At 43.2% G+C, this 19,752-nt stretch carries 18 protein-coding genes and 2 pseudogenes; 3 read left to right on the top strand and 17 right to left on the bottom strand.

Features of this window, described 5'->3' with window-relative positions; genetic code table 11:
• Positions 1–21: 21 nt before the first annotated feature.
• Together K0I62_RS06890 and K0I62_RS06885 are read right to left on the bottom strand one after the other, a co-directional pair.
• Entirely contained in the window at positions 22–339 is a 318-nt protein-coding gene (locus K0I62_RS06890; RefSeq protein WP_220070738.1) for a hypothetical protein, read from the bottom strand.
• A gap of 115 nt (positions 340–454) precedes the next feature.
• Positions 455–1,234 carry a TSUP family transporter gene (locus tag K0I62_RS06885; RefSeq protein WP_220070737.1) on the bottom strand — a complete coding sequence of 260 codons (780 nt, stop codon included), beginning with the start codon at positions 1,232–1,234 and terminating at the stop codon, positions 455–457.
• A 110-nt stretch (positions 1,235–1,344) separates the two neighbouring features.
• On the opposite strand from K0I62_RS06885, the gene gcvA reads away from it, so the two are divergent.
• Positions 1,345–2,247, top strand: coding sequence for a transcriptional regulator GcvA (gcvA, locus tag K0I62_RS06880; protein WP_220070736.1), 903 nt, complete (start codon positions 1,345–1,347; stop codon positions 2,245–2,247).
• A 72-nt stretch (positions 2,248–2,319) separates the two neighbouring features.
• Here the strand turns inward: gcvA and K0I62_RS06875 are convergent, their stop codons facing one another.
• The 6 genes from K0I62_RS06875 to K0I62_RS06850 all read right to left on the bottom strand — a co-directional run bounded on the left by K0I62_RS06875 (position 2,320) and on the right by K0I62_RS06850 (position 7,840).
• Positions 2,320–4,290: an NERD domain-containing protein kinase family protein gene (locus K0I62_RS06875; protein ID WP_220070735.1), complete on the bottom strand. Its 1,971-nt coding sequence runs from the start codon at positions 4,288–4,290 to the stop codon at positions 2,320–2,322.
• Positions 4,291–4,390: 100 nt separating this feature from the next.
• The gene (locus K0I62_RS06870) at positions 4,391–4,777 is read right to left on the bottom strand and encodes a ribonuclease E inhibitor RraB (protein ID WP_220070734.1); all 387 of its coding nucleotides are present in this window, start codon (positions 4,775–4,777) and stop codon (positions 4,391–4,393) included.
• A gap of 22 nt (positions 4,778–4,799) precedes the next feature.
• Complete coding sequence (locus K0I62_RS06865; protein WP_220070733.1) at positions 4,800–5,033, bottom strand: RNA-binding S4 domain-containing protein; 234 nt, start codon at positions 5,031–5,033, stop codon at positions 4,800–4,802.
• A gap of 59 nt (positions 5,034–5,092) precedes the next feature.
• Entirely contained in the window at positions 5,093–5,626 is a 534-nt protein-coding gene (locus K0I62_RS06860) for a GNAT family N-acetyltransferase (RefSeq protein ID WP_220070732.1), read from the bottom strand.
• 14 nt (positions 5,627–5,640) lie between these two features.
• A complete protein-coding gene (locus tag K0I62_RS06855) occupies positions 5,641–5,919 on the bottom strand; it encodes a peptidylprolyl isomerase (protein WP_220063768.1) in 279 nt (92 codons plus the stop codon).
• Positions 5,920–6,016: 97 nt separating this feature from the next.
• Positions 6,017–7,840 carry a DUF885 domain-containing protein gene (locus K0I62_RS06850; protein WP_220070731.1) on the bottom strand — a complete coding sequence of 608 codons (1,824 nt, stop codon included), beginning with the start codon at positions 7,838–7,840 and terminating at the stop codon, positions 6,017–6,019.
• 80 nt (positions 7,841–7,920) lie between these two features.
• Here K0I62_RS06850 and K0I62_RS06845 point away from each other — a divergent pair, with 80 nt between their 5' ends.
• The gene (locus K0I62_RS06845) at positions 7,921–8,436 is read left to right on the top strand and encodes a diguanylate cyclase domain-containing protein (RefSeq protein ID WP_220070730.1); all 516 of its coding nucleotides are present in this window, start codon (positions 7,921–7,923) and stop codon (positions 8,434–8,436) included.
• A 50-nt stretch (positions 8,437–8,486) separates the two neighbouring features.
• On the opposite strand, the gene K0I62_RS06840 is transcribed toward K0I62_RS06845, so the two are convergent.
• The 8 genes and pseudogenes from K0I62_RS06840 to K0I62_RS06805 all read right to left on the bottom strand — a co-directional run.
• On the bottom strand, positions 8,487–9,734 hold the full coding sequence (locus K0I62_RS06840) for a tetratricopeptide repeat protein (protein WP_220070729.1): 1,248 nt from the start codon (positions 9,732–9,734) through the stop codon (positions 8,487–8,489).
• Between the two features lie 2 nt (positions 9,735–9,736).
• Positions 9,737–10,354 (bottom strand): energy transducer TonB, encoded by a 618-nt coding sequence (locus tag K0I62_RS06835; RefSeq protein ID WP_220070728.1) that lies wholly within the window; start codon positions 10,352–10,354, stop codon positions 9,737–9,739.
• Position 10,355: 1 nt separating this feature from the next.
• Positions 10,356–10,760, bottom strand: coding sequence for an ExbD/TolR family protein (locus K0I62_RS06830; protein WP_220070727.1), 405 nt, complete (start codon positions 10,758–10,760; stop codon positions 10,356–10,358).
• Positions 10,761–10,773: 13 nt separating this feature from the next.
• The gene (locus tag K0I62_RS06825; protein ID WP_220070726.1) at positions 10,774–11,301 is read right to left on the bottom strand and encodes a MotA/TolQ/ExbB proton channel family protein; all 528 of its coding nucleotides are present in this window, start codon (positions 11,299–11,301) and stop codon (positions 10,774–10,776) included.
• Entirely contained in the window at positions 11,301–12,656 is a 1,356-nt protein-coding gene (locus tag K0I62_RS06820) for a MotA/TolQ/ExbB proton channel family protein (RefSeq protein ID WP_220070725.1), read from the bottom strand. Before K0I62_RS06820 ends, K0I62_RS06825 begins: the two co-directional genes overlap by 1 nt.
• Positions 12,656–13,438: a DUF3450 domain-containing protein gene (locus K0I62_RS06815; protein ID WP_220070724.1), complete on the bottom strand. Its 783-nt coding sequence runs from the start codon at positions 13,436–13,438 to the stop codon at positions 12,656–12,658. The genes K0I62_RS06820 and K0I62_RS06815 overlap by 1 nt, the downstream gene beginning before the upstream one ends.
• A 986-nt stretch (positions 13,439–14,424) precedes the next feature.
• Complete coding sequence (locus tag K0I62_RS06810) at positions 14,425–17,157, bottom strand: TonB-dependent receptor (protein WP_220070723.1); 2,733 nt, start codon at positions 17,155–17,157, stop codon at positions 14,425–14,427.
• Between the two features lie 303 nt (positions 17,158–17,460).
• A pseudogene (locus K0I62_RS06805) lies at positions 17,461–18,297 on the bottom strand (IS4 family transposase); the annotation flags it as partial.
• A gap of 21 nt (positions 18,298–18,318) precedes the next feature.
• Here K0I62_RS06805 and K0I62_RS06800 point away from each other — a divergent pair.
• Positions 18,319–19,387, top strand: a protein-coding gene (locus K0I62_RS06800; RefSeq protein ID WP_220070722.1) for an IS630 family transposase whose coding sequence is annotated in 2 segments (ribosomal slippage) — positions 18,319–18,815 and positions 18,814–19,387 — 1,071 coding nt in all. Because the reading frame shifts where the segments join, the coding sequence is not laid out codon by codon here.
• Here the strand turns inward: K0I62_RS06800 and K0I62_RS19380 are convergent.
• Positions 19,386–19,517, bottom strand: a pseudogene (locus K0I62_RS19380) (IS4 family transposase); the annotation flags it as partial. The gene K0I62_RS06800 and the pseudogene K0I62_RS19380 overlap by 2 nt on opposite strands.
• Positions 19,518–19,752: the final 235 nt, after the last annotated feature.

The following is a 19,752-nucleotide window of genomic DNA, read 5'->3' as shown; positions in this document are numbered from 1 at the left end:
AGGAATAACGGTAACAAATGTCTACCAAATAACAAATTTAAACAGGCAAAGTAGCGGTAAAATTAACACCATAAAAGACCACGCAATCGCCTTAGTGACCCGTTCATTGCCATTTGCATTGAGCTGAGGAAATAAAATCAGCGCAAAACATCCCATTGGAAGCATGCCAAAGAGTTGTCCAATACGGGGAGACTGAACATAGGGAGGTAAAAGTAGATAGCATCCAAGGTAGACGGTTATAAAAGCAATAGCACCAATAACTTCAGGATCGTATTGGTGCTCTTTATTGATAACAAAATAAATAACGATCAAACAAATAAAGACAACCAACTCAAGCATAATACTTCACCTACGACTTAAAAGGGTGCTGAAAATAGATCTTATTCGAGTCTGTTGACCTCTCGCCTTTCACTCACATTATTGAATTAGAAAAACTAAAAAAACACAACATCCCTTAAAGCCATGCGGTTAAATCATACTGATTAGACAATAACTTAATACTCATGGCTATCGACATAATAACCACTAACGGTTTAATAATTTTACTGCCTTTGGTCATCACCATACGCGAACCTAATGTCGCCCCAACAGCTTGACCAATCAGCATGATGCCGCCAAGTAACCAAAACACTTTACCACCGAGAGCGAAAAAAATCAGCGAGGCGATATTGGTGGAAAAGTTAAGTACCTTGGCGTGAGCGGTGGCTTTCGCTAAGCCAAATCCAGCTAAAGATACAAAGGCCAAAGCAAAAAAACTCCCCGTTCCTGGGCCAAAAAAACCATCGTAAAAACCAACAGCCAACGCAGCGGTAAAGCCAAATAGCGTTGGCGTGAGCACCTGATGCTTATCCTCTTCACTGATTTTTTTAGAAAACAGAAAGTAGCCACCGATCAATAGCATTAAAAATGGTAAAACCGATTCAAGCACTGAGGCATCAATCAGCTGCACACTAATCGTTCCCAATGCGGAACCGATAAAGGCACAAGCAATGGCCAATTTCATCTGCCCAAGCTTTACCATCCCTTTACGCACAAAATAGAAGCTTGCGAAAAAACTGCCACCGCAGGCCTGCAATTTGTTGGTGGCTAGCGCTGCTGTTGGTGGTAATCCCGCCCACATTAATGCAGGAATCGTTAATAGACCACCACCGCCTGCAATAGCATCGATAAAGCCTGCCACCATAGCCACAGCAAACAGAATGGCGATGAGCTCATAGGTTAATTCGAACGACATGTAGTTATTGGCTTTAGTGAAATTGAGAGTAGCGCTATTAAACGTGGTTTACAGAGATAAGGCAAAGGAGTTATTGTCTTTGTTATGTGAAAATTTCTCACGCTAAAACCATGACACTTAAACAGCTTCCACCACTAAATACCCTAAAATATTTTGAATCTGCAGCACGAAATTTAAGTTTTACCAAAGCAGCAACTGAACTTTATGTCACTCACGGCGCCGTGAGCAAACAGATAAAAACCCTTGAGTCCTATTTAGGTACCCAGCTGTTTGCACGACAACATCGGCAGTTGGGATTAACGGAAGCGGGCCAGCGTTATCTACTGCATATCAGCACCGCTTTGCACACGATCGGCCAAGCGACTGATGAGATAACCTTGCGTCCTTCTCGACACCAAGCGCTATCCATCAACGTGTTACCGAGCCTAACAATTAACTGGCTGATCCCAAGACTAGAAGAATTTAAACTACAGACACCACAGCTTTATGTTGACCTGTCGATAGGGGATTTTCAAATCGATTTTAGTCAACAGCACTATGATATTGCTATCCGCAGCGCAACGAGCACACCAAGCGGCTGTAATGTGATTAAACTGATGGATGAAGATCTTTGCTTGGTATGTGCTCCTCAATTAGCCAAGCAACTAACCCAGCTGTCAGATATCAATAAGATGACGCTGCTCAAGCACACCACTCGCCCTGAATTGTGGCCCTACTGGGCAGAGAAAGTCGGCGTAACACTCACCACATCGAAAAAGTTTGGTATGGAGCATTTCTACATGCTCAGTCAGGCAGCTGTGAGTGGAATGGGCGTGGCGCTAATTCCGCGATTTTTTATTGAAAAAGAGCTAAATGACGGCAGCCTAGTGATCCCTTTTGCAGCAGGCTTTACTAGCCCTTATGCCTACTACGTGTTAACACCACAAGCGACACCTCTCCCCGAAAAGTCTGCCGCGTTTATTGATTGGATCTTAGAGATACTCGCGCCTTATCGTACCAGCTCAACAAGTTAAGCTGGCGAGAGCAGATAAAGCCCAATACCACAGCTGCAATATTGGCTCTACTTAGGGTAGATACCCACTGGATTAAATAAGTTTATCTGCGACGTCAAAAGCCTCAAGGTAAGATTGACCCACATTAGCATCAAATTCAAAGTTAAGCACTTTTAAGCAGGTGTCGAAGGTTTTTTCGCCAAACCATGTTTTATCAAACGCATGCAGCGCTCTGATAATCCCCGCTTGTCCACCGTCCCCCTGCAGTTTAATGGGGGTCAATGTGGCAATAAAGCTCGCGACTAAACCATACAGATCTTTCTCGGCATCACCTTCTGCTGCCCACATCTGAGGGTCGGCGTAACGGCTAGCGTAATGGCTGGTTGCGATATCTAACCCAATACCAAAATTGACTAAAATCGCTTTATGTTTATTACAGATAATATTCATTGGGCATATCGCACCATGATAGATATCCATCTGATGCATATATTGCAGCGCCGACAACAGCTGCGTAAACCACATGACAGGCTGACCTAACTGGATCTCATTCAACTCCTGCAGCGATTCGCCATATTCCCATGCTCTGGCAATAAACAGTTCGTCACTTTGTGGCAGCTGACCAAAAGCCAACACCTTTTCAATATGCGGATGATAGGCTTTAGATAGGCTACGATAAAGGTTGCTAAGCATTAACCAGTCGGTATCGACTTTGTCATAAATTGATATGCCGCATTGATAATGTCCCTGTAGATGAAGAGCGCGCCAGAACTGACTGTGTTCGGTCGCCGCGATAAAGGTTTCTAGACGATAGTGATGATCGATAATCGCACCCGTTTGCACCACAATCCGCTCAGGTAAGGCATCGCAGACACCATTATCGATTAAGGCTGAAATATCACAGCGCAGCGCATCAAGATCCGTAGTAGCACCAACCGCAGCCAATCGGTACCACTGATATACACGCGGTTGTTTAGTTTGTTCTGCCAAGGCTAAGAAGCTATTCGCATACGCCTGAACATCTTCGTTAGTGTTCACGTTATCTTTAATGTCGATAAACTCAACATCACCCTGATCTGAGATAAACACGCAATTGCTTGTCCAGCCACCCACGGTATAGCCGCGACGATGGATCTGTTGTAAGCCCGACACAGAGCGGCGTAGTATTTCGAGCAATTGGTAAGTGCTGAGGTTTTCATGTTCAAGTACATTTAGCGGCACACCGAGCGGCATTCGGATAGGAAGCACTAACTGTTCACCATCTTGTATTAAGGGAGCGCAATGTGGCACACCGCTGCAACCAGACAAGGCCTGCAAACGCTTAAACTCATCCCTAAGTCGCTGCTCAAAATGACTTGACTCGTCGCTATTTTCGAACTGCGTCGCCACTAATATCTTTAGTAACCACGGTGCGGTCCAGCCACCAGGGTTGTATTCAGACTGCCACACTTCAAGACCAGACTGAATAAACAAACACTTTAGTTTGATGAAATCTTGAATCTTATTATTACGCTGCTCAACCAATGCCACTTGACCAATAGTATTAAGCACCATCTCTTTCTGTTCATCGGTCACCAAATGTTTATGCGGTGCAGTAAGCCCCCACTCTTTGGTTAATGCTTGGACGATTTGGTTTGGCGTATAGATACTTAACGAACCTTCCTGCTTTTCAAGCTCAATCTCTTCGCCTTTGCGCCCCGTAACAAAGACCATCCCTTGACACCACGGTGCGTAAACCCCAACAGGTACCTTATGCTTGACGTTACCCGCCAAAACGCGCGCAACGTAGTTAGCTTTGGCTAAACTGTTATCAACCTGACGACCATCGAGTGACCAAGCATGCAGACCTGCATCGAGGCGACCAATATAGCCTTTTACATCGACCACATACACGCCCCACTCGCCTATCACTAAAGCATCAACTTCCATGGCTTGACCTGACTTGGTGGGGATCTCGACATTAGTCAGTAAGATGTAATTCTCGGGCAACTCATCGGCTAACATTGAAAATGCCCAACGCTCAGCATCATTAACAGGAGTACCAAAACTTATCTGCTTTGCCATTCATTTATCCCTTAATGGTAATTGCACTACATTTGATAAATTGTGAATTTGAAATATAAAAAAGCCACTAATATTAGTGGCTTAATTATTTAAAATCGCATTAGTGTTTACAATCGTCACTACACTCATGGTCATCGTCAGCGAACTCATCGTCACCCTCTTGATGCTGCATTACGCCCCATCCGTCTGTTGCGCCACCAAATTCAGCTGCAAAGGTGTTAAGCTCCATCTCTTGCTCAACGATAGCATCGTATTGCGGAACCATATTAACACAGACGATAAGTTCCCACTTACCCACTTCATCGTTAAGGTGCAATTCCATCTCACCTTCAAGTTCAGATTGAGCTAGCTCTTGCGCTGCAGACTCTGCATCACGTTGATCGTCAAAAACAAGAAAAAAATCAACATCGAGCGCTTTCGTTAAATCAATACCAGCATCAGCCATCGCGGCGAGCATTTTACCATTGTCATCATCAGGAAATTGCATTATAAACTCCAATCATTAGAAACTAGCCTGCCGCAACAATGGTCACGCTTTCGCCATTAAAACTGACCACTTGTCCTGCAGTCACTTTTTTACGCTTACGTGTTTCAACTTCACCATCTACGGTAACCATACCTTCACTGATAACGAATTTAGCTTCGCCACCACCGCCAGTCATAGACTGGACTTTCAATACTTTATAGAGCTCAATAAACTCTTCACCTGGCAATAATGCAAGGGTTTGTGATGCTGTAGTCACTGTTTCTACCTTTTAAAAAACACGTCGCGATTATAGCACTTATGCATAACCACGAGCTATTACGATCGCTCAGACGCTAACAAGCCATAATAACGATCATCTATCCAGCGACCATCGAGCAGATAGTTATGCCTTAAGGTGCCTTCATGGGTAAAGCCACACTTCTCAAGTACCCTTATTGACGCCTGATTTTGATCAGCGCAAAGTCCGATGAACTTATGCACATCGAAACTAAGACAGGCCCAATCGATGACACCCTTAAGACTTTCGGTCCCGTAGCCTTTGCCTTGGCCAGTAGCAGCAAGCATATAACCCACTTCAACCTGACCAAGCGAAAGATCAACCGAATACAAGCCAGTAAAACCAATAAATTCACCAGTTGAAATCTCTTCGATCACTAGCGTTAACCAATCACCGGATTCGTAGCGCCAAGGTCTAAGGCGCTGTTCAAACTTATCCGTTAGCACCTCTAAACCATCAGGAACTCTAACGTATTGATTTTGTCTAGGATCTTGATGGACTGATAAAAAACTTTGCCAATCTTCCTGTTGCAATGATCTTATTTTAAGCCTGTCAGTATATAGCTCAAGCATAGGGCTTCTTAGTATTAACCGCGGCTAGTCACTTCAAGTAAGTGATAACCAAACTGAGTCTTAACTGGGCCTTGAACTTCATTCAATGGTGCACTAAATACCACTTCGTCAAACTCACGTACCATCATACCTGGGCCAAATGACCCTAAATCACCACCTTGTGCACTAGATGGGCAAGATGAATGGGCTTTAGCCACTTCACCAAAATCCGCACCTTCAATGATCTGCTGCTTAAGTTGCTCACATTGCTCTTCGCTGCTCACTAAAAGGTGGCGTGCTGTTGCTTGTACCATGTTGTTCTCCTGAAAATTTCGCATATCGATAAAATAAAAACCCAGCAAGTATAAAACATTTGCTGGGTTTAAAAAGTGTTTCTGACCTAATTATACCTTAAGCTTTGTTAGCCTCAATCCAATCATGAATTTTTTGCTCCATTACCGCCATAGGTAACGAACCAGAAGTTAAGATTTGGTCGTGAAAGCCCTTAAGATCAAACTTATCACCAAGCGCCTCTTCAGCTTCTGCACGAAGCGCGAGAATTTTAAGCTGCCCGACTTTGTATGACAATGCCTGGCCAGGTATCGCCATATAACGCTCAACTTCTGCAATAATGTCAGATTCCGCCATCGGCGAATTATCTTTCATGTATTGAATCGCCTGCTCGCGGCTCCAGCCTTTTGCATGAAGGCCCGTATCGACTACTAGGCGCATTGCACGCAGCATTTCATCAGAAAGCTTACCAAAATACTGATAAGGGTCTTCAAATAGTCCCATTTCAATACCTAGATACTCAGCATACAATGCCCAGCCCTCTTCGAAAGCCGTATAACCACCAAAACGCTGGAATTCAGGTACTCCTGTAAGCTCTTGTTTAATAGCGATTTGGAAATGGTGACCAGGTGCAGCTTCGTGCAATGATAATGTAGTCATGCCCCACTTAGGCTGCGCTTTGAGGTTATAAGTATTAATATAAAACACACCAGGACGAGAGCCGTCAACCGCAGGCGCTTCATAAGAGGCTCCTGCCGCGGACTGTTCGCGGAAACTTTCTACTGGCTTAACCACATAATCAGCCTTAGGCATGACATTAAAGTAATTGGGTAACTTGGCATTAATCTTATCTTTTAACGTCATATAGCCATCGATAAGCCCCTCTCGATCAGTAAAGAAATACTGAGGTTCGGATGACAATGAAGCAAAAAATGCATTTAAATCACCCTCAAAACCCACTTGCTCACGTACTTTATCCATCTCAGTCAAAATACGCGACACTTCAGCCAAACCAACCTGATGGATCTCATCTACTGGCATCGTGGTCGTGGTATGAGCATTAGCTAGGTGTTGATACCATACTTTTCCGTTTGGCAGCCCCCACCAACCATCACTGGAGCGAGCAGCCGGCAGATAAGTCTCTTGGAAATACGTCGTTAAACCACTTAACGCTGGCAGCAATTTTTTATTAATAAGTGCAGTGTAATCTGCTGTTATCGCCTGTTTGTCTTGCTCGCTAAAGCTCTCAGGAAATTGAGTGATTGGCGCATAAAATAGACTATCCTCAGCCTTAGTCACAAGCTGAGCTTGTAGTTGTGGAATGATGCGTTCCACCAATACTCGAGGCAACACGACTTTACTCTCAATCCCCTCATTCATACGACTCTGAGCAAGCTTAGTCCATTGAATAAAGCCTTCTAAACGAGACAACCAGTTGTTGTAATCCTTAACGGTCTTAAAAGGCTGAGCACTCTCACCACTGCCGAGTTGCACCATGCTAATGACTGTACTGTAAAACTGGTTCATCGGCATAAAGTGTTCAGGGAAAGTCTCTGAAACTAGCGCCACGTTTCTGTCATATCTAAACATGTCGTAGCTAAGTTGCAGAGCGGTGGGAAGCTTAGCTCTATCTATCGCTTTTATTTCTTTAAGGTAGCGAGTGTTAAGGTCATGACGCGCCTTTAAATACTCTTCGGTTAACGAACCACCAAATTTATCGTTATAGTCGTTTACGCCAACAAACGTTGCATAGATAGGCTCAAGTGCTAAGGTCTCTTTAAAATATCGATCAACTAGCTCAAGGTAAGTTTGCTCAGCCGTTTGGACACTAGCAACCGCGGTTTCTTTTGCGGTCTCGGTATTAATCGAACTGTTTTGTGCGTCAGAGCAGCCAACTAGGGCTAAACTCATTGCAACGGTTATCGCTAGAACGCTTTTATTCATTTTACTTATATCCTTCATATTCTGTGCAATTGCTTGTTGTTTTCTATACTTACCAATAGAAATGTTTGCGGAGCGAGTCAATGATCTATTCATTTAGTAATTCAGGATTCAGAGATCCCGAAACAGGTGTCTACAACCAAACCTACTTTTTAGAGGTTTTTAATCGTGAATGGCATCGCCATATCAGAGACAACCAAAGCTTGGCTCTATTGTATCTGTGCCCACACATTCATGAAACAGTTAAGCAACCTCATCTACTCGAATTATTCATGAAACAAGTCCAAGAAGCGATCATGCGCACCACTGACTTAGTCGCAAGACTGAATCAAGATAATTTCGCCTTGGGATTATTTAACATAGATCAAAAAGGAACACAGACGGTAATTGAACGTATTGAGCAAAAAATCATTGAATTTAATCAAAATTATCAAACGAAATATACAACAAGAATCGACTATGAACTGGCGGGTTATGTTTGTAAGCCTGAAAGAGATCTCAACATCGAAATGCTATTCGAGGATGTCAAAAAATTATCTATGCAGCTAGAAATGCAAAAAGATAAACATTCAGAAGTCCGCAGTCTTATGCCTTCATGATTTTTAGGTATAAAAAAAGCCCCTCAGCGGGGCTTTTTCATCAATCAAAGTTAAAGCGATACGTTGTAGATACGCGCTTTTTCTTTGATATAAGCTAAGTAACTTTTTGCGGTGCGCTTAGTCTTGTCATCTTTAGCAGCTTTTAAGCATGCGTTATACGCTGCCTTGTACTGCTTAGTGCCAAGATAAGCTAACGCTAATTCAAACTCGACTTCACCTTCACTTACATCACCAGCCGCAAGGGCTTTCTTAAGCACAGGAATCGCTTCTTTATGCTTTTCTCTAAGTGTCAGTAGTCTAGCTTGCTTTAGGTACAACGTACCATCGTTACCGATCTCTGCTGCTTTGCCGTAATAATCAGCCGCTTCCTTTAGCTCTTTAGCATTATGGTAGAAGCCCGCAAGAATAGAGAGAGTTCTCTCCTCTTCTTTAATTAGGCCACTTTTCATGTGCTTTTCATAGACTTTTGCTGCGCGGTATGGCGAACCATTTTGTGCTAACAGCTGAGACAGACGAGTGATATTTCCCGCAGTCTCCAAAAATCCATTCTTGTAAGCTAAGTCATAGGTTGCTAATGACTTTTCATAATCTTCAGTCATCAGATAGAACTGAGCTAGCTGCACCCATAGGCGACCATCTTGTTGGAACAATGGCACCATAGTTTCAAGTACTTTAACTGCGTTGTTATAGTCTTTCTTGTTGAAGTAAGCAGTTAGCTTCATCTGATACAAACCTTTATCAGGCTTTGTACTGATAGAAAGACCTTTATCAACGACTTCAAGAACCTTATCCCACTCTTTAAGCTCAGAATAAGCAATACCTATACGACGATACACTTGTGGATCTTCTTTACAGGTAAACTCCATCCAAGCGTAGTAGTACGGGATAGTTTCCTTGAACTTCCTTTCTTGAATAAGCAGATCGGCGTACAAACGCAATGTTGCAGCGTGATCGGCGCCACCAAGAATGTCAGCATCAACAGCTTGCTTTAGATACTTGAGCGCCGTGCCCATTTGACTTTTTTCTGCGTAAAAATTACCCAACATGCGAGCAATATACGCTTTATCAAAAGGATCGCTAGGACTGGCTTCAAGCAATACAGCCATAGCTTCATCAATATTGCCTTCTTGATAAGCTTCAAAAGACTTCTGCACTTTCTTAGCAGAGCTTTGACCAACCGCTTTTGACTGACGCTTTTCAATTGGACATTTTTCAGCTGCATTAACGACAGGAGCGACAGCTAAACTACCACCGATAGCGAACAAAAGTGCAGTTGCAAGAGTATTAACTTTTTGCATCTCTATTTGCCTCCATCAAGTTTAAAGTCTAGTTGAACCGTCATGCCAGTTTGCTTTAGTGCTTTACCGTCAACAATCTTTGGCTTGTACTTCCACTTTTTAAGCGCGCGTTTAGCTTCTCTATCGAAAACGCGCTTTGGATCCGCGTCAATAACTTCAACGTCATCAACTCCACCCAGTTCGTTAATGGTAAAACTCAGTTGTACCCAACCTTCTTTACCATCACGAGCTGCAGCAATCGGGTACTGCGGCTCAATACGAACGACAGGCGTTGCATCACCATCGCGAGTCATCATGTTACCCAGCTTAAAGCCTGTACTTGCAGAACCAGCTACCACACCGCTCATGTTAAACGACATATTAGTGTCGATATTTGATGAGCTATCTGGTGGCGGAGTATCAGGCAAAGGAGGCTGCTCAGGCGGTGTAGGTGGCTTAGGTTTAACCCTAGGCTTATCCTGCACTTTTGTATCCTGTTTATCCATACTGATCTCAATTACTGGAGAATCAGTTGCTGTGTCGGCGCGTTTAGCGCCGCCACTGACCAAGAAGGCCATGAAAACAAACAGGGCAAAAGTAACAGCACCACCAATTAATAATGATACTATTCCTCTCAGCATATTAGTCTTTCCCCGCTGATACCGAAATCTTACTGATACCTGCTTTCTTCACATTGTCCATAACCTTAACAACTAGGCCATGTTGCGCTTCTTTATCTGCTTCAATCAAGACAGCCGCTTCAGGTGATTCAGCTAACATACGTTCTACGTTTGCTGTTACACGCTCGATGTCAACCTGACGGTTTTCCATCTTAATCACGCCTGTTTTGCTTACACCAATAAAGATGTTCGCTGACTTCTGTGTTGTCGCTGTAGAAGCTTCAGGCTTGTTATAGTCAAGACCTGACGGCTTAATGAACGACGTTGTTACAATGAAGAAAATCAACATGATAAACACAATGTCGAGCATCGGTGTCATATCAATCTGTGCTTCTTCGTCTATACTTGAATGCTTTTTACGTGCCATGTTCAATCTCTCTCTAGTGGTGTGGCAGGCTATCTTTTAGCTTTTCCATACTGATTTTCATTTTAGCGTCTAGGCGAGTACTAAAAAATACTCCCGATAGCGCCGCGACCATTCCCGCCATTGTCGGCATGGTTGCCATTGAAATACCAGCTGCCATCATACGAGCATTACTCGTCCCATGAACTGCCATCACATCGAATACTTGGATCATACCGGTTACGGTGCCTAGTAGACCTATCATTGGACAGATGGCTACCAAGGTTTTGATAATCAGCATACGAGCATTCATATCTTGTTTCGCTTGGGATACCCAAGCTTCACGGACACGGTGTGCATACCAAGAGGTAGAGTCCTCTCGTTTATCCCATGCAGCGATAATGTTTTTGTGCTGTTTTGGCGCAACTAAATGGAGATACCAAAATCGCTCAAGCATTAACACCCACATAAGGAATAGCACTGCCGCAACCAACCAAAGGACGTCGCCTCCGGAGGCCATGAAGCCCCTGACGGAATCCCAGATGTCCATCAGGTATAGCATCATTAGGCATTCCTCTTCTCAGCATGTTCAGCGATGATACCAGCACTTTGCTCTTCAAGTACTTGAACAACTGACTTGCTACGAGCAATAACGATAGCATGCATTAGCATTAGTGGTAACGCTGCAACTAGACCTTGTACAGTCGTCATTAGTGCCATAGAGATACCGCCAGCCATTAGCTTAGGATCACCAGTACCGAATAACTGAATGCTTTGGAAGGTCGCAATCATACCTGTAACAGTACCTAGTAGACCCATCATTGGCGCGATAGCCGCTAGAACCTTAATGATTGAGATACGAGTTTCAAGCGCTGGTGTTTCTTTTAGAATTGCTTCATCAAGTTTCAACTCTAGCGTTTCAACATCAACATCTTTATTGTCGTAGTAAGCTTTAAGAACACGACCAAGTGGGTTATTACCTGGGTTTTCGATATTCTTACGCTGTGCATTTACTTTAGCACCAACGAAATAAAGAGTGATTAAACGTTCGATAGAAATTAGCGCACCTAGTACAAGCAGACCGATAATGATGTAACCGATAGTACCACCGGCCTCAATACGCTCTTCGATAGTTGCTTTTTGTGTAAATACGTTTAGTAGCACACCTCGAGCAGGGTCGACAAATAGCTTGTGAACACCAGACGTTTGGCCTTCAAAAGCCTTAACGCTAGCAACTTCTTCTCCACCTGGCTGTTGAGATAATTGCTGAATCAGACCAAGGTCGGCGTTATAAACAACGTATTCACCATCGGCTAATAGGTTATAAGCACCAACACGAGTGATCTTAGTATTGTGAACGCTACCATCGATAGTTGTAACAGCTGCATCGAATGTAACTACTTTACCAGACTCAGCCATTTCAAATAGCTGCTCTTCCCAGAACTTCTCTAGTTCTTCGATTTTTGGTAACTCTTTACGAGCACCAAGCTCAGCGATAAACGCATGACGACCAGGGTACTGAGCACTAACGTTTGAAGCAATTAGCTTACCAGCGAAATCGCCCGCTTCACCTTTAACCACACCGAACATTTCACCCAAGTCACCTTGAGCAATTTTACGGTCTTCTTCTAACTGCGCAATTTTACGCTCGTTATCAGAGAAAGCTTGTGAAAGGTCTTTACCACGCTGTTCTTCTGCTGCAAGAGCAGCTTTTTCACGCTTAAGTAACGCAGCTTTATCGCCACGTTCAGCTTGGAACTCAGCTTCGCGCTTCTTATTTACTTTTGCAGCGTTAGCACGGTCAGTTTGAACTTGCTTAAGTAGCTGGTCGATGCTCTTTGGCGCATCAGCAGCGCTAACCATACCAGCTGTTAAAGATAGACTTGCAGCAACGATTGCTGTAGTGATGAACTTTTTCATTATTGTGCAGCCTCCGCAGCTGGGATTGGTAACGCGAACATATCTGGAGCACCCTGGCCACGAGCCTGGCGAATTGCTTTAGTAATGTTACGTAGGTAGCTATCTTCTAGCTCGTCCCATGCTTTCGTCTCTGGATTAAACATCCATGCCGACTTTTGATCTAGGCTTTGCGCATAGTATGCAACACGACCAAAGTTGATAAAATCAACCAAGATTTCTTTGCCATCTATCTGAAGCTTACCCGTCTCAACGTTTAACTTTGAACCGTATTCACGTTCAATGTTGTATGCATCAAGAATCAAACGGTACTTTTCAGCAAGTGTCACGTTTGCGGTATCTAAAGTCTCACGGAGACGCTTGATACGCGCTTCACGATCTTCTTTGTTAAACGGTAGGTCTAGTGCAACAAATTGCTCAAGGGCATCAACCATTTTAAACATCAAAGGAACAACGCCTTGACGTAACTTATCAACACCATTGATGTCTTCTTGGATAAGTTTCATAGTTGCTTCTTGGTCTGCGACCAAACCAGCTACGTAGTCGTTGTATGACTTAGTTGACTCACGAGTATCAGCTACTTGGCCATATTGGAATGCCATGTCTTGCGCTTGATCGTAATATTTATCAACTTTATTTTGAGATGCTGCTGCATCTTTATGAATTTGTGAATCCGCTTTCTGTACATTAGAAAGTGAATCAGCAACCACTAAGTTACTGCCTGCTAAGGCCAGCGCGCCAATGAGCGCTGTAGCGATTTTAGTTCTCTTGCTTACCTTGGACATAGTTCCCAACCAATTTGAAGTGAAAAATAAAAGGTTTAACTTCATAGCAACATGGGGTTTCTGCTTATCTTGCTAGAATGCCTGCGCTATAAGTGTGCATTTCTCTTGCGATTGTTAGTTATTATCTTCCCTTTTCTACACCACTCTGGGTGCAGACCCGTGGGCATCATTTCACAAAATGTTGACCTATGTCAACATTCGAAAAGCGCTAAAATAATCAGAAAAACCGATTACAGGACGGAAATCACACAAGAGATGTTTTTTTAAACGGGTTAACATTTACGATATTTACATTTTAAACCAATAAAATGCACTAAAAACAAAATAAAACTAATAATAACAGCAGCTTGTCTATTTAACAAAATAGACGCTTTTTCATAACACAACTGAAACAGAGTTTTGAATAAAACTTTGTTTGCACGTTGCAACACCACCAAAGCAACAATTCGCCAACATGCAATACATTCCCCCCACCAGTATGCACTTCACCAAGTCACATTAGGCATACCAGAGCTGCCCAGTACTTTTTAACACTTAACTAAGTGAGTAAACTCATTTGACGAGGTAAAATATGACAACAAAGAAAATACGTAAGCTCCACCAGCAGTGTTATATCAATGAATATAAAGGTGTGATCGCTCAGCGAAAATTTAGCGTTTTTGAGGCAAGGCAACCGGTGAAGAGCATACTTGTTATAGGGTCAAACTCTTAACATCACATAGAAAGCGCTAAAACTCGTCTGTTAGGCATGTTTTTTACCTTCCGACTTCTGCTTTGGTTGAGTTGCCAAAAACACGCTGAGTAGATCAGTTTCTTGTACGAATTGCTATTATGTGTACTTTAAGCAGTGATTTATCAAAATACGTTAGCCTAAATATAAAAAAATCGGGTTCATTTACATGAAACCCGATTCTTATTTATCGATTTAATTCATTGGGATGATTAGTGACAAGCAAACAATAAAGCCACTAACACCTTTCAATCAATTAAAACTTAACGCTCGCTCTTACGAAGAAGTAGCGACCTAACACATCATAAGTATATGGATCAGTGTTAGAGTCGTTATTACCTGAGTAGTAAGGAGGCTCTTCATCTAATAGGTTATTCACACCACCAGATAGACGAACGTTGCTTGTTACGTCGTAAGTTGCTGAAATATCGTGATAGATAATGCTATCGACACTTGGTGCATAACATTTTTTATTCTCACAAGCCAATGAATCCATGCCATCGATATAACGTGCTTCATATGTTGCACTCCAGCTGTCACCTGAAGCAGTAAGATTAAAGTTAGTCTTCAACTTAGCATACGCACCAGCGCCGCCAGTAATAAATCCACGATAATCAATCGGCACACCATCTTGATCGAATTCTTCATATTCTTCAAGAATTGAGGTATCTAGGCCTAAATTCCAGTCTAAACCTGCACCTTCAAATGCATAGGCAACGTTGATATCGTAACCAGCAGTGTTGGTTTGACCAATATTTTGCAAGCCGTTATCGAACGAAATACGGCCAGTACCATCAATAGCAATGTTAGATGCTTGACATAAGGCAGTACCAGTATTGATTAGCGAGCCATTGGCATCCAAACACTTATTTGCTACATAGTTATCATCAACAGAAGTAATTGTGTTAGTGATCTCAATATCATAGTAATCGACAGTGAATGACAAACCTTCAACGAAGTGTGGTGAATAAACCAGACCTACCGTAGTAATATCGGCTTCTTCAGGTGTTAGAAGAGGGTTACCACCAACGGTCACTTCGGCTTGAGTCTGAGTTGTTGCAGGGTGATCGACTTGCTCAAATGATGGAGACTTGCCACCGTATAGTTCACTTACCGTTGGTGCACGGAACGCAGTAGACATACCACCACGAAGCATCAAATCATCAATAACACGCCATGTTAGACCTAACTTCCAGGTCGTATCATCGCCAAATGTGCTGTAATCGAAGTAACGCATTGCCGCACTTAAATCAAGTTGCTGAGCTCCTGGCAAGTTATGTAACAACGGAATTGCAAACTCTGCATATAGTTCATTTACATCAAACTTACCCGCAGTAGGCTCTACACGAGGATCATTTGCTAGTCCTTGTGATGTCAACGAATCAGGAGTGTAATGAGCTGACTCTTTACGATATTCGTAACCAGCCGCAAAACCTAAATAACCAGCGGGTAGCTCTGCAATTTCGCCAGAAATTGTTGCAGACACAATGTCTAACTCACTACCACCACTATTAAGCTCGGTATAAATGTATGGAGCGATACTCTCACCTACCCAAGATGCCTGATCAAATGGGTCAAACTCCTTGTTCATAACAGCATCATCAATCGAACCTAGGTTATGCAGATTAGCCAGTGTATCAACTGAATCATTCTTGCCTTTGTTGTACGAAACGTCCCAAGCCCAACCGTTACCAAACTCACCCTCAAGCCCTACAACAATACGCACTGTATCAACAGTTTGTGAAAAGTAACGGTTACCAGATTCAACTACGCGACGACCATAATCAAGTTTTTCGCCTTCTTGAACAAGACCGACAAGATCTTGTGTCATCCATGATGAATCATATGCCCATGCAGAACTGTTCCAAATAGGTTGTGGCGCCATTTGCTGGTTTGACCAACGCTTCGAATACATTGCCTCGGTAAAGAACAAAACTGAATCGTTGAATTCATAAGTTCCAGACAATGAAAGGTTAAGGCGTTCCATCGGTGTAGATAGGTAACTAGTCTTTGAATAGTTGTAACGATCGGCATCAGTAAAGTCATGATACTGTCCGCCCAAACCACTTAAATCTGGCACAGATTTATCATCAAATCCTTTCCACTTTGGTTTTCCTGTTTCAGGATCAGCGATATATTCACCGTAATATCCCGAATCACCTACGGCATAAGCACCATCTTCACCAGTAGCTACGATACCGTGGTTCTTATCACCCCAAATATGGCCGCCCTCAGAGTAACTACTGCCAGCACAATATAGTGCAGACTTATCAGATGTTTCAGCTATTGGGCAATCAGAAAAGTCACGATCTGCCTGACTTGCTTCACCGCGCTTAGTGTATTGACCGTTGATAACGATGTTACCTTTGTCAAACCTGTTACCAAGTGTGAAGTCGACACTGGTTTCATCTGCATCGCCTTGACCAGAGATACCTGTTTGTACGTTTATTTCAAAACCTTCAAAGTCACGCTTTAAAATAACGTTAACAACACCAGCAATCGCATCTGTACCATATACCGCTGACGCGCCGTCTTTCAGCACTTCAACACGTTGGATCATGGACACAGGAATGGTATTCAAATCAACGGTTGACGCAGCACCAGTGCCCGATGCGATCATACGACGGCCATTGACTAATACCAGTGTACGATTCGAACCTAAACCACGTAGATTGATGCGTGCATTACCACCAGAACCATTATTCACAGCAGCGTTTGTCATTGCACCACCAGCTGATGTCATATTACGTAATACATCATCAATAGAGGTTGCACCTGACGAAATAATAGCGGAAGCATCAATAACGGTTACAGGACTTGCCGTTTCCATATCGGCACGTTTAATACGCGAACCAGTAACTTCAATACGCTCAACTTTATCTGCACCTTCATCAGCGGCAAATACTGCAGGTGCAGTAAAGGCTGTCATAGCGGCACCGCTAATTAGTGCAAAACGCACCGAATTAGCTAATAAACTGTTCTTATACATGTTGTATCTCCCTGGACTGCTTTTATATTTGTTATATAAACATAATCCGCCAGCAAACAAATAATTACCGACGCCTACATTTGAACACAAATAAACCACAGCAGACACAAAGAAGCAACAAGTAGAGCCATTTTTTCACAAATAGTAGTGTTTACCGCTCAAATTACAACCTAAGTTCACATTTACACCTTTATTTAGAGCTGCATCGCATACAGTTTAGAAACCAAAACTCCTCTAAAAAGCTGAGAATTTTGTACGAACGCGTTTGCCGTCGATAAACAGCACTATCTAATAAATATACATCTCCCCCATGTACACTATCGATAGCACATTACGTTTCTTTACCGTATTGGCCTGGAAATGTCGCTGCAGCTGCTGCGCTTCACCAAAGAGCCCCATCCACCAAAATGCCAATTGCACCAGCAAGGCTATCATCAGCAGGATATCCATTCTTGCCGCATCACGTGTTCGGCTATGGCGTAAACCAAATCCGTAAGCCGGACTTTTTAAGTCCCTAAAAGTCTCTTCTATCTGCATTCGCTTTTAGTAAAGATTGACCAGTTTCTTGGGCGGCATCGCTTCCATTGTGAGATTAGTCACCAGCGCCCAAGGCTCTTTTGCTGTCAATTCATAGGTCCATTGGGCGGTATGATGGCAGTCGGTTGTCTTACTACGCTGACCTTTTCGCCCTTTACCTCGCGCCTTAAACAACACCATTTCACAGAGCAAAGGCTTCTTGACCGATAAGGCCACCCGACCAACATGCTTTGCGCGGCTACTTGCTCTGGCATAGAGCGCTTTGAGTGAAAATTGACGACCAAAGGGATGAAGGCGATAAACACTCACCCCTCTAGCCCGACCGAGCCAGTACCAACCGAGTTGCTCCACTTTTCTGAACCAGGGATTACGAAACCCGGCATCAGTGACTATTAGCGGAGTGACGTTTGCAGGTAACACCTTATGAAGCTCATTGAGAAATTGTTCTAGGGGCTTACCAAGCCATTTAGCATGCCATTGATAGACAGCTAATCTCTCACGATGAAGATGATGGTTGCCAAGTAACCTGTCCATACGTTTTATCGAATGCTTGGTTTGCGTACGATTTCCATCAATATGGCGACCTAAAGCGGTCAATGTAATACCAATTAGTAATGATCTAATATGCGCACCAACCTTAACCCGTATTCCAAATTGAAAACTTATAGTGCCGAAGAGCTTTTAGCTTTATCTAGAGCAGAAAAAGAACCTCGTAAACGTATGCGATTACTTGCCGTCGCTCTCTTCCTCGAGGGAAATAATCGTACTGATGTCGCCTTGAGGCTCAAAGTTGCCCGCGCTAGCGTCAACGCTTGGGTAGCTAAGTATCTTGCCAACGGTATCAAAGGGTTGGATGCTAAGAAAAATAAGGGACGTGATAGCTACTTAACCTCAAGTCAAAAGCAGCAACTCAGTGCCTACATAGAGGAACAATGCTCGAGTGATTCAGGTGGAAGACTGACAGGTGATGCGATCCTAAAATATGTCAAATATCACTTTAATGTTGATTACCATCCAAACGCGATTTACAAATTACTGGAACAATTAGGTTTTAGTTGGATAACGAGTCGTTCAAAACATCCTAAGCAATCAATAGAAGTCCAAGAGGCTTTTAAAAAAGTTCCAACTGGAAACGATCCTTAACATCCCTGGTAGTGTGGCGCTTGAGCGAGTTGATATCTGGTTTCAAGATGAGGCCCGCTTCGGGCAGCAAAACACGACCACACGTTTATGGGCAAGAAAAGGCACTCGTCCTCGCGCTATACGCCAGCAACAGTTCGAATATGCGCATTTCTTTGGCGCTGTTTGTCCGCAAACAGGCGATACTGAAGCGATGATCGTTCCTTACCTAAGCAAAGACGTCATGCGTCAGCATCTATCACTGATAGCACAAAGGACAAAACCAGGTAGGCATGCCGTTGTTGTCATGGATGGTGCAGGTTGGCATACAGCAGATCTCGCAGATGAGTTTAACAACCTTAGCATCATCAAATTACCGCCATACTCCCCTGAACTAAATCCGATAGAGCAAGTATGGAGTTGGTTACGGCAGCATCATTTAGCTAGTCGCAGCTTTCAAGGATACGATGATATCGTTGCAGCCTGCTCTGATGCTTGGAACAACTTCATTAGCGATACGAAAAGAGTGATGTCTTTATGTCGTAGAGAGTGGGCAATAATGACTAAGTATTAAGATGGAATGGTATAAGACGGTCAGAATCAATGAGAGCCCGGCAGGCAACCATGAGGGTATTTAAACGCTTTTGATGAATTTCTGAGCAATGCTGATAGAGAGATTGATGTAAGATAGTTAACGCTTGCACCTTGGAAGTCCGTGATTGGTTTTTGTTTGCGCTTAATCAGTTCGTCTTTCAACGATGGAGGGAATGTCTTAAGGATGTAGGGAACATACAAGACCTTGTTGCTTGCAACGAGTGAAGAGCATAGTTGCACTAGAGTCAAACTTGTTAACGCAGTATCAAAAGTGCTAAAACTCGCCTTTGAGGCGTGTTTTTTACCTTCCTACTTCTGCGTTGAATAGCCTAACAAGGGAATAAC

The sequence above is a fragment of the Shewanella psychrotolerans genome (assembly GCF_019457595.1).
GTDB lineage: Bacteria > Pseudomonadota > Gammaproteobacteria > Enterobacterales > Shewanellaceae > Shewanella > Shewanella psychrotolerans.
The sequence above is the reverse complement of the archived record's forward strand: the minus strand, read 5'-3'. Positions and strand labels throughout refer to the sequence as shown.

What these genes read in the sequence shown, in the direction of transcription:
- K0I62_RS06850 (WP_220070731.1), bottom strand. Translation starts at nt 7,840, where the DNA reads ATGAATAAAAGCGTTCTAGCGATAACCGTTGCAATGAGTTTAGCCCTA.
- K0I62_RS06840 (WP_220070729.1), bottom strand. Translation starts at nt 9,734, where the DNA reads ATGCAAAAAGTTAATACTCTTGCAACTGCACTTTTGTTCGCTATCGGT.
- K0I62_RS06890 (WP_220070738.1), bottom strand. Translation starts at nt 339, where the DNA reads ATGCTTGAGTTGGTTGTCTTTATTTGTTTGATCGTTATTTATTTTGTT.
- gcvA (WP_220070736.1), top strand. Translation starts at nt 1,345, where the DNA reads ATGACACTTAAACAGCTTCCACCACTAAATACCCTAAAATATTTTGAA.
- K0I62_RS06820 (WP_220070725.1), bottom strand. Translation starts at nt 12,656, where the DNA reads ATGAAAAAGTTCATCACTACAGCAATCGTTGCTGCAAGTCTATCTTTA.
- K0I62_RS06825 (WP_220070726.1), bottom strand. Translation starts at nt 11,301, where the DNA reads ATGATGCTATACCTGATGGACATCTGGGATTCCGTCAGGGGCTTCATG.
- K0I62_RS06875 (WP_220070735.1), bottom strand. Translation starts at nt 4,290, where the DNA reads ATGGCAAAGCAGATAAGTTTTGGTACTCCTGTTAATGATGCTGAGCGT.
- K0I62_RS06815 (WP_220070724.1), bottom strand. Translation starts at nt 13,438, where the DNA reads ATGTCCAAGGTAAGCAAGAGAACTAAAATCGCTACAGCGCTCATTGGC.
- K0I62_RS06860 (WP_220070732.1), bottom strand. Translation starts at nt 5,626, where the DNA reads ATGCTTGAGCTATATACTGACAGGCTTAAAATAAGATCATTGCAACAG.
- K0I62_RS06885 (WP_220070737.1), bottom strand. Translation starts at nt 1,234, where the DNA reads ATGTCGTTCGAATTAACCTATGAGCTCATCGCCATTCTGTTTGCTGTG.
- K0I62_RS06830 (WP_220070727.1), bottom strand. Translation starts at nt 10,760, where the DNA reads ATGGCACGTAAAAAGCATTCAAGTATAGACGAAGAAGCACAGATTGAT.
- K0I62_RS06870 (WP_220070734.1), bottom strand. Translation starts at nt 4,777, where the DNA reads ATGCAATTTCCTGATGATGACAATGGTAAAATGCTCGCCGCGATGGCT.
- K0I62_RS06810 (WP_220070723.1), bottom strand. Translation starts at nt 17,157, where the DNA reads ATGTATAAGAACAGTTTATTAGCTAATTCGGTGCGTTTTGCACTAATT.
- K0I62_RS06855 (WP_220063768.1), bottom strand. Translation starts at nt 5,919, where the DNA reads ATGGTACAAGCAACAGCACGCCACCTTTTAGTGAGCAGCGAAGAGCAA.
- K0I62_RS06835 (WP_220070728.1), bottom strand. Translation starts at nt 10,354, where the DNA reads ATGCTGAGAGGAATAGTATCATTATTAATTGGTGGTGCTGTTACTTTT.
- K0I62_RS06845 (WP_220070730.1), top strand. Translation starts at nt 7,921, where the DNA reads ATGATCTATTCATTTAGTAATTCAGGATTCAGAGATCCCGAAACAGGT.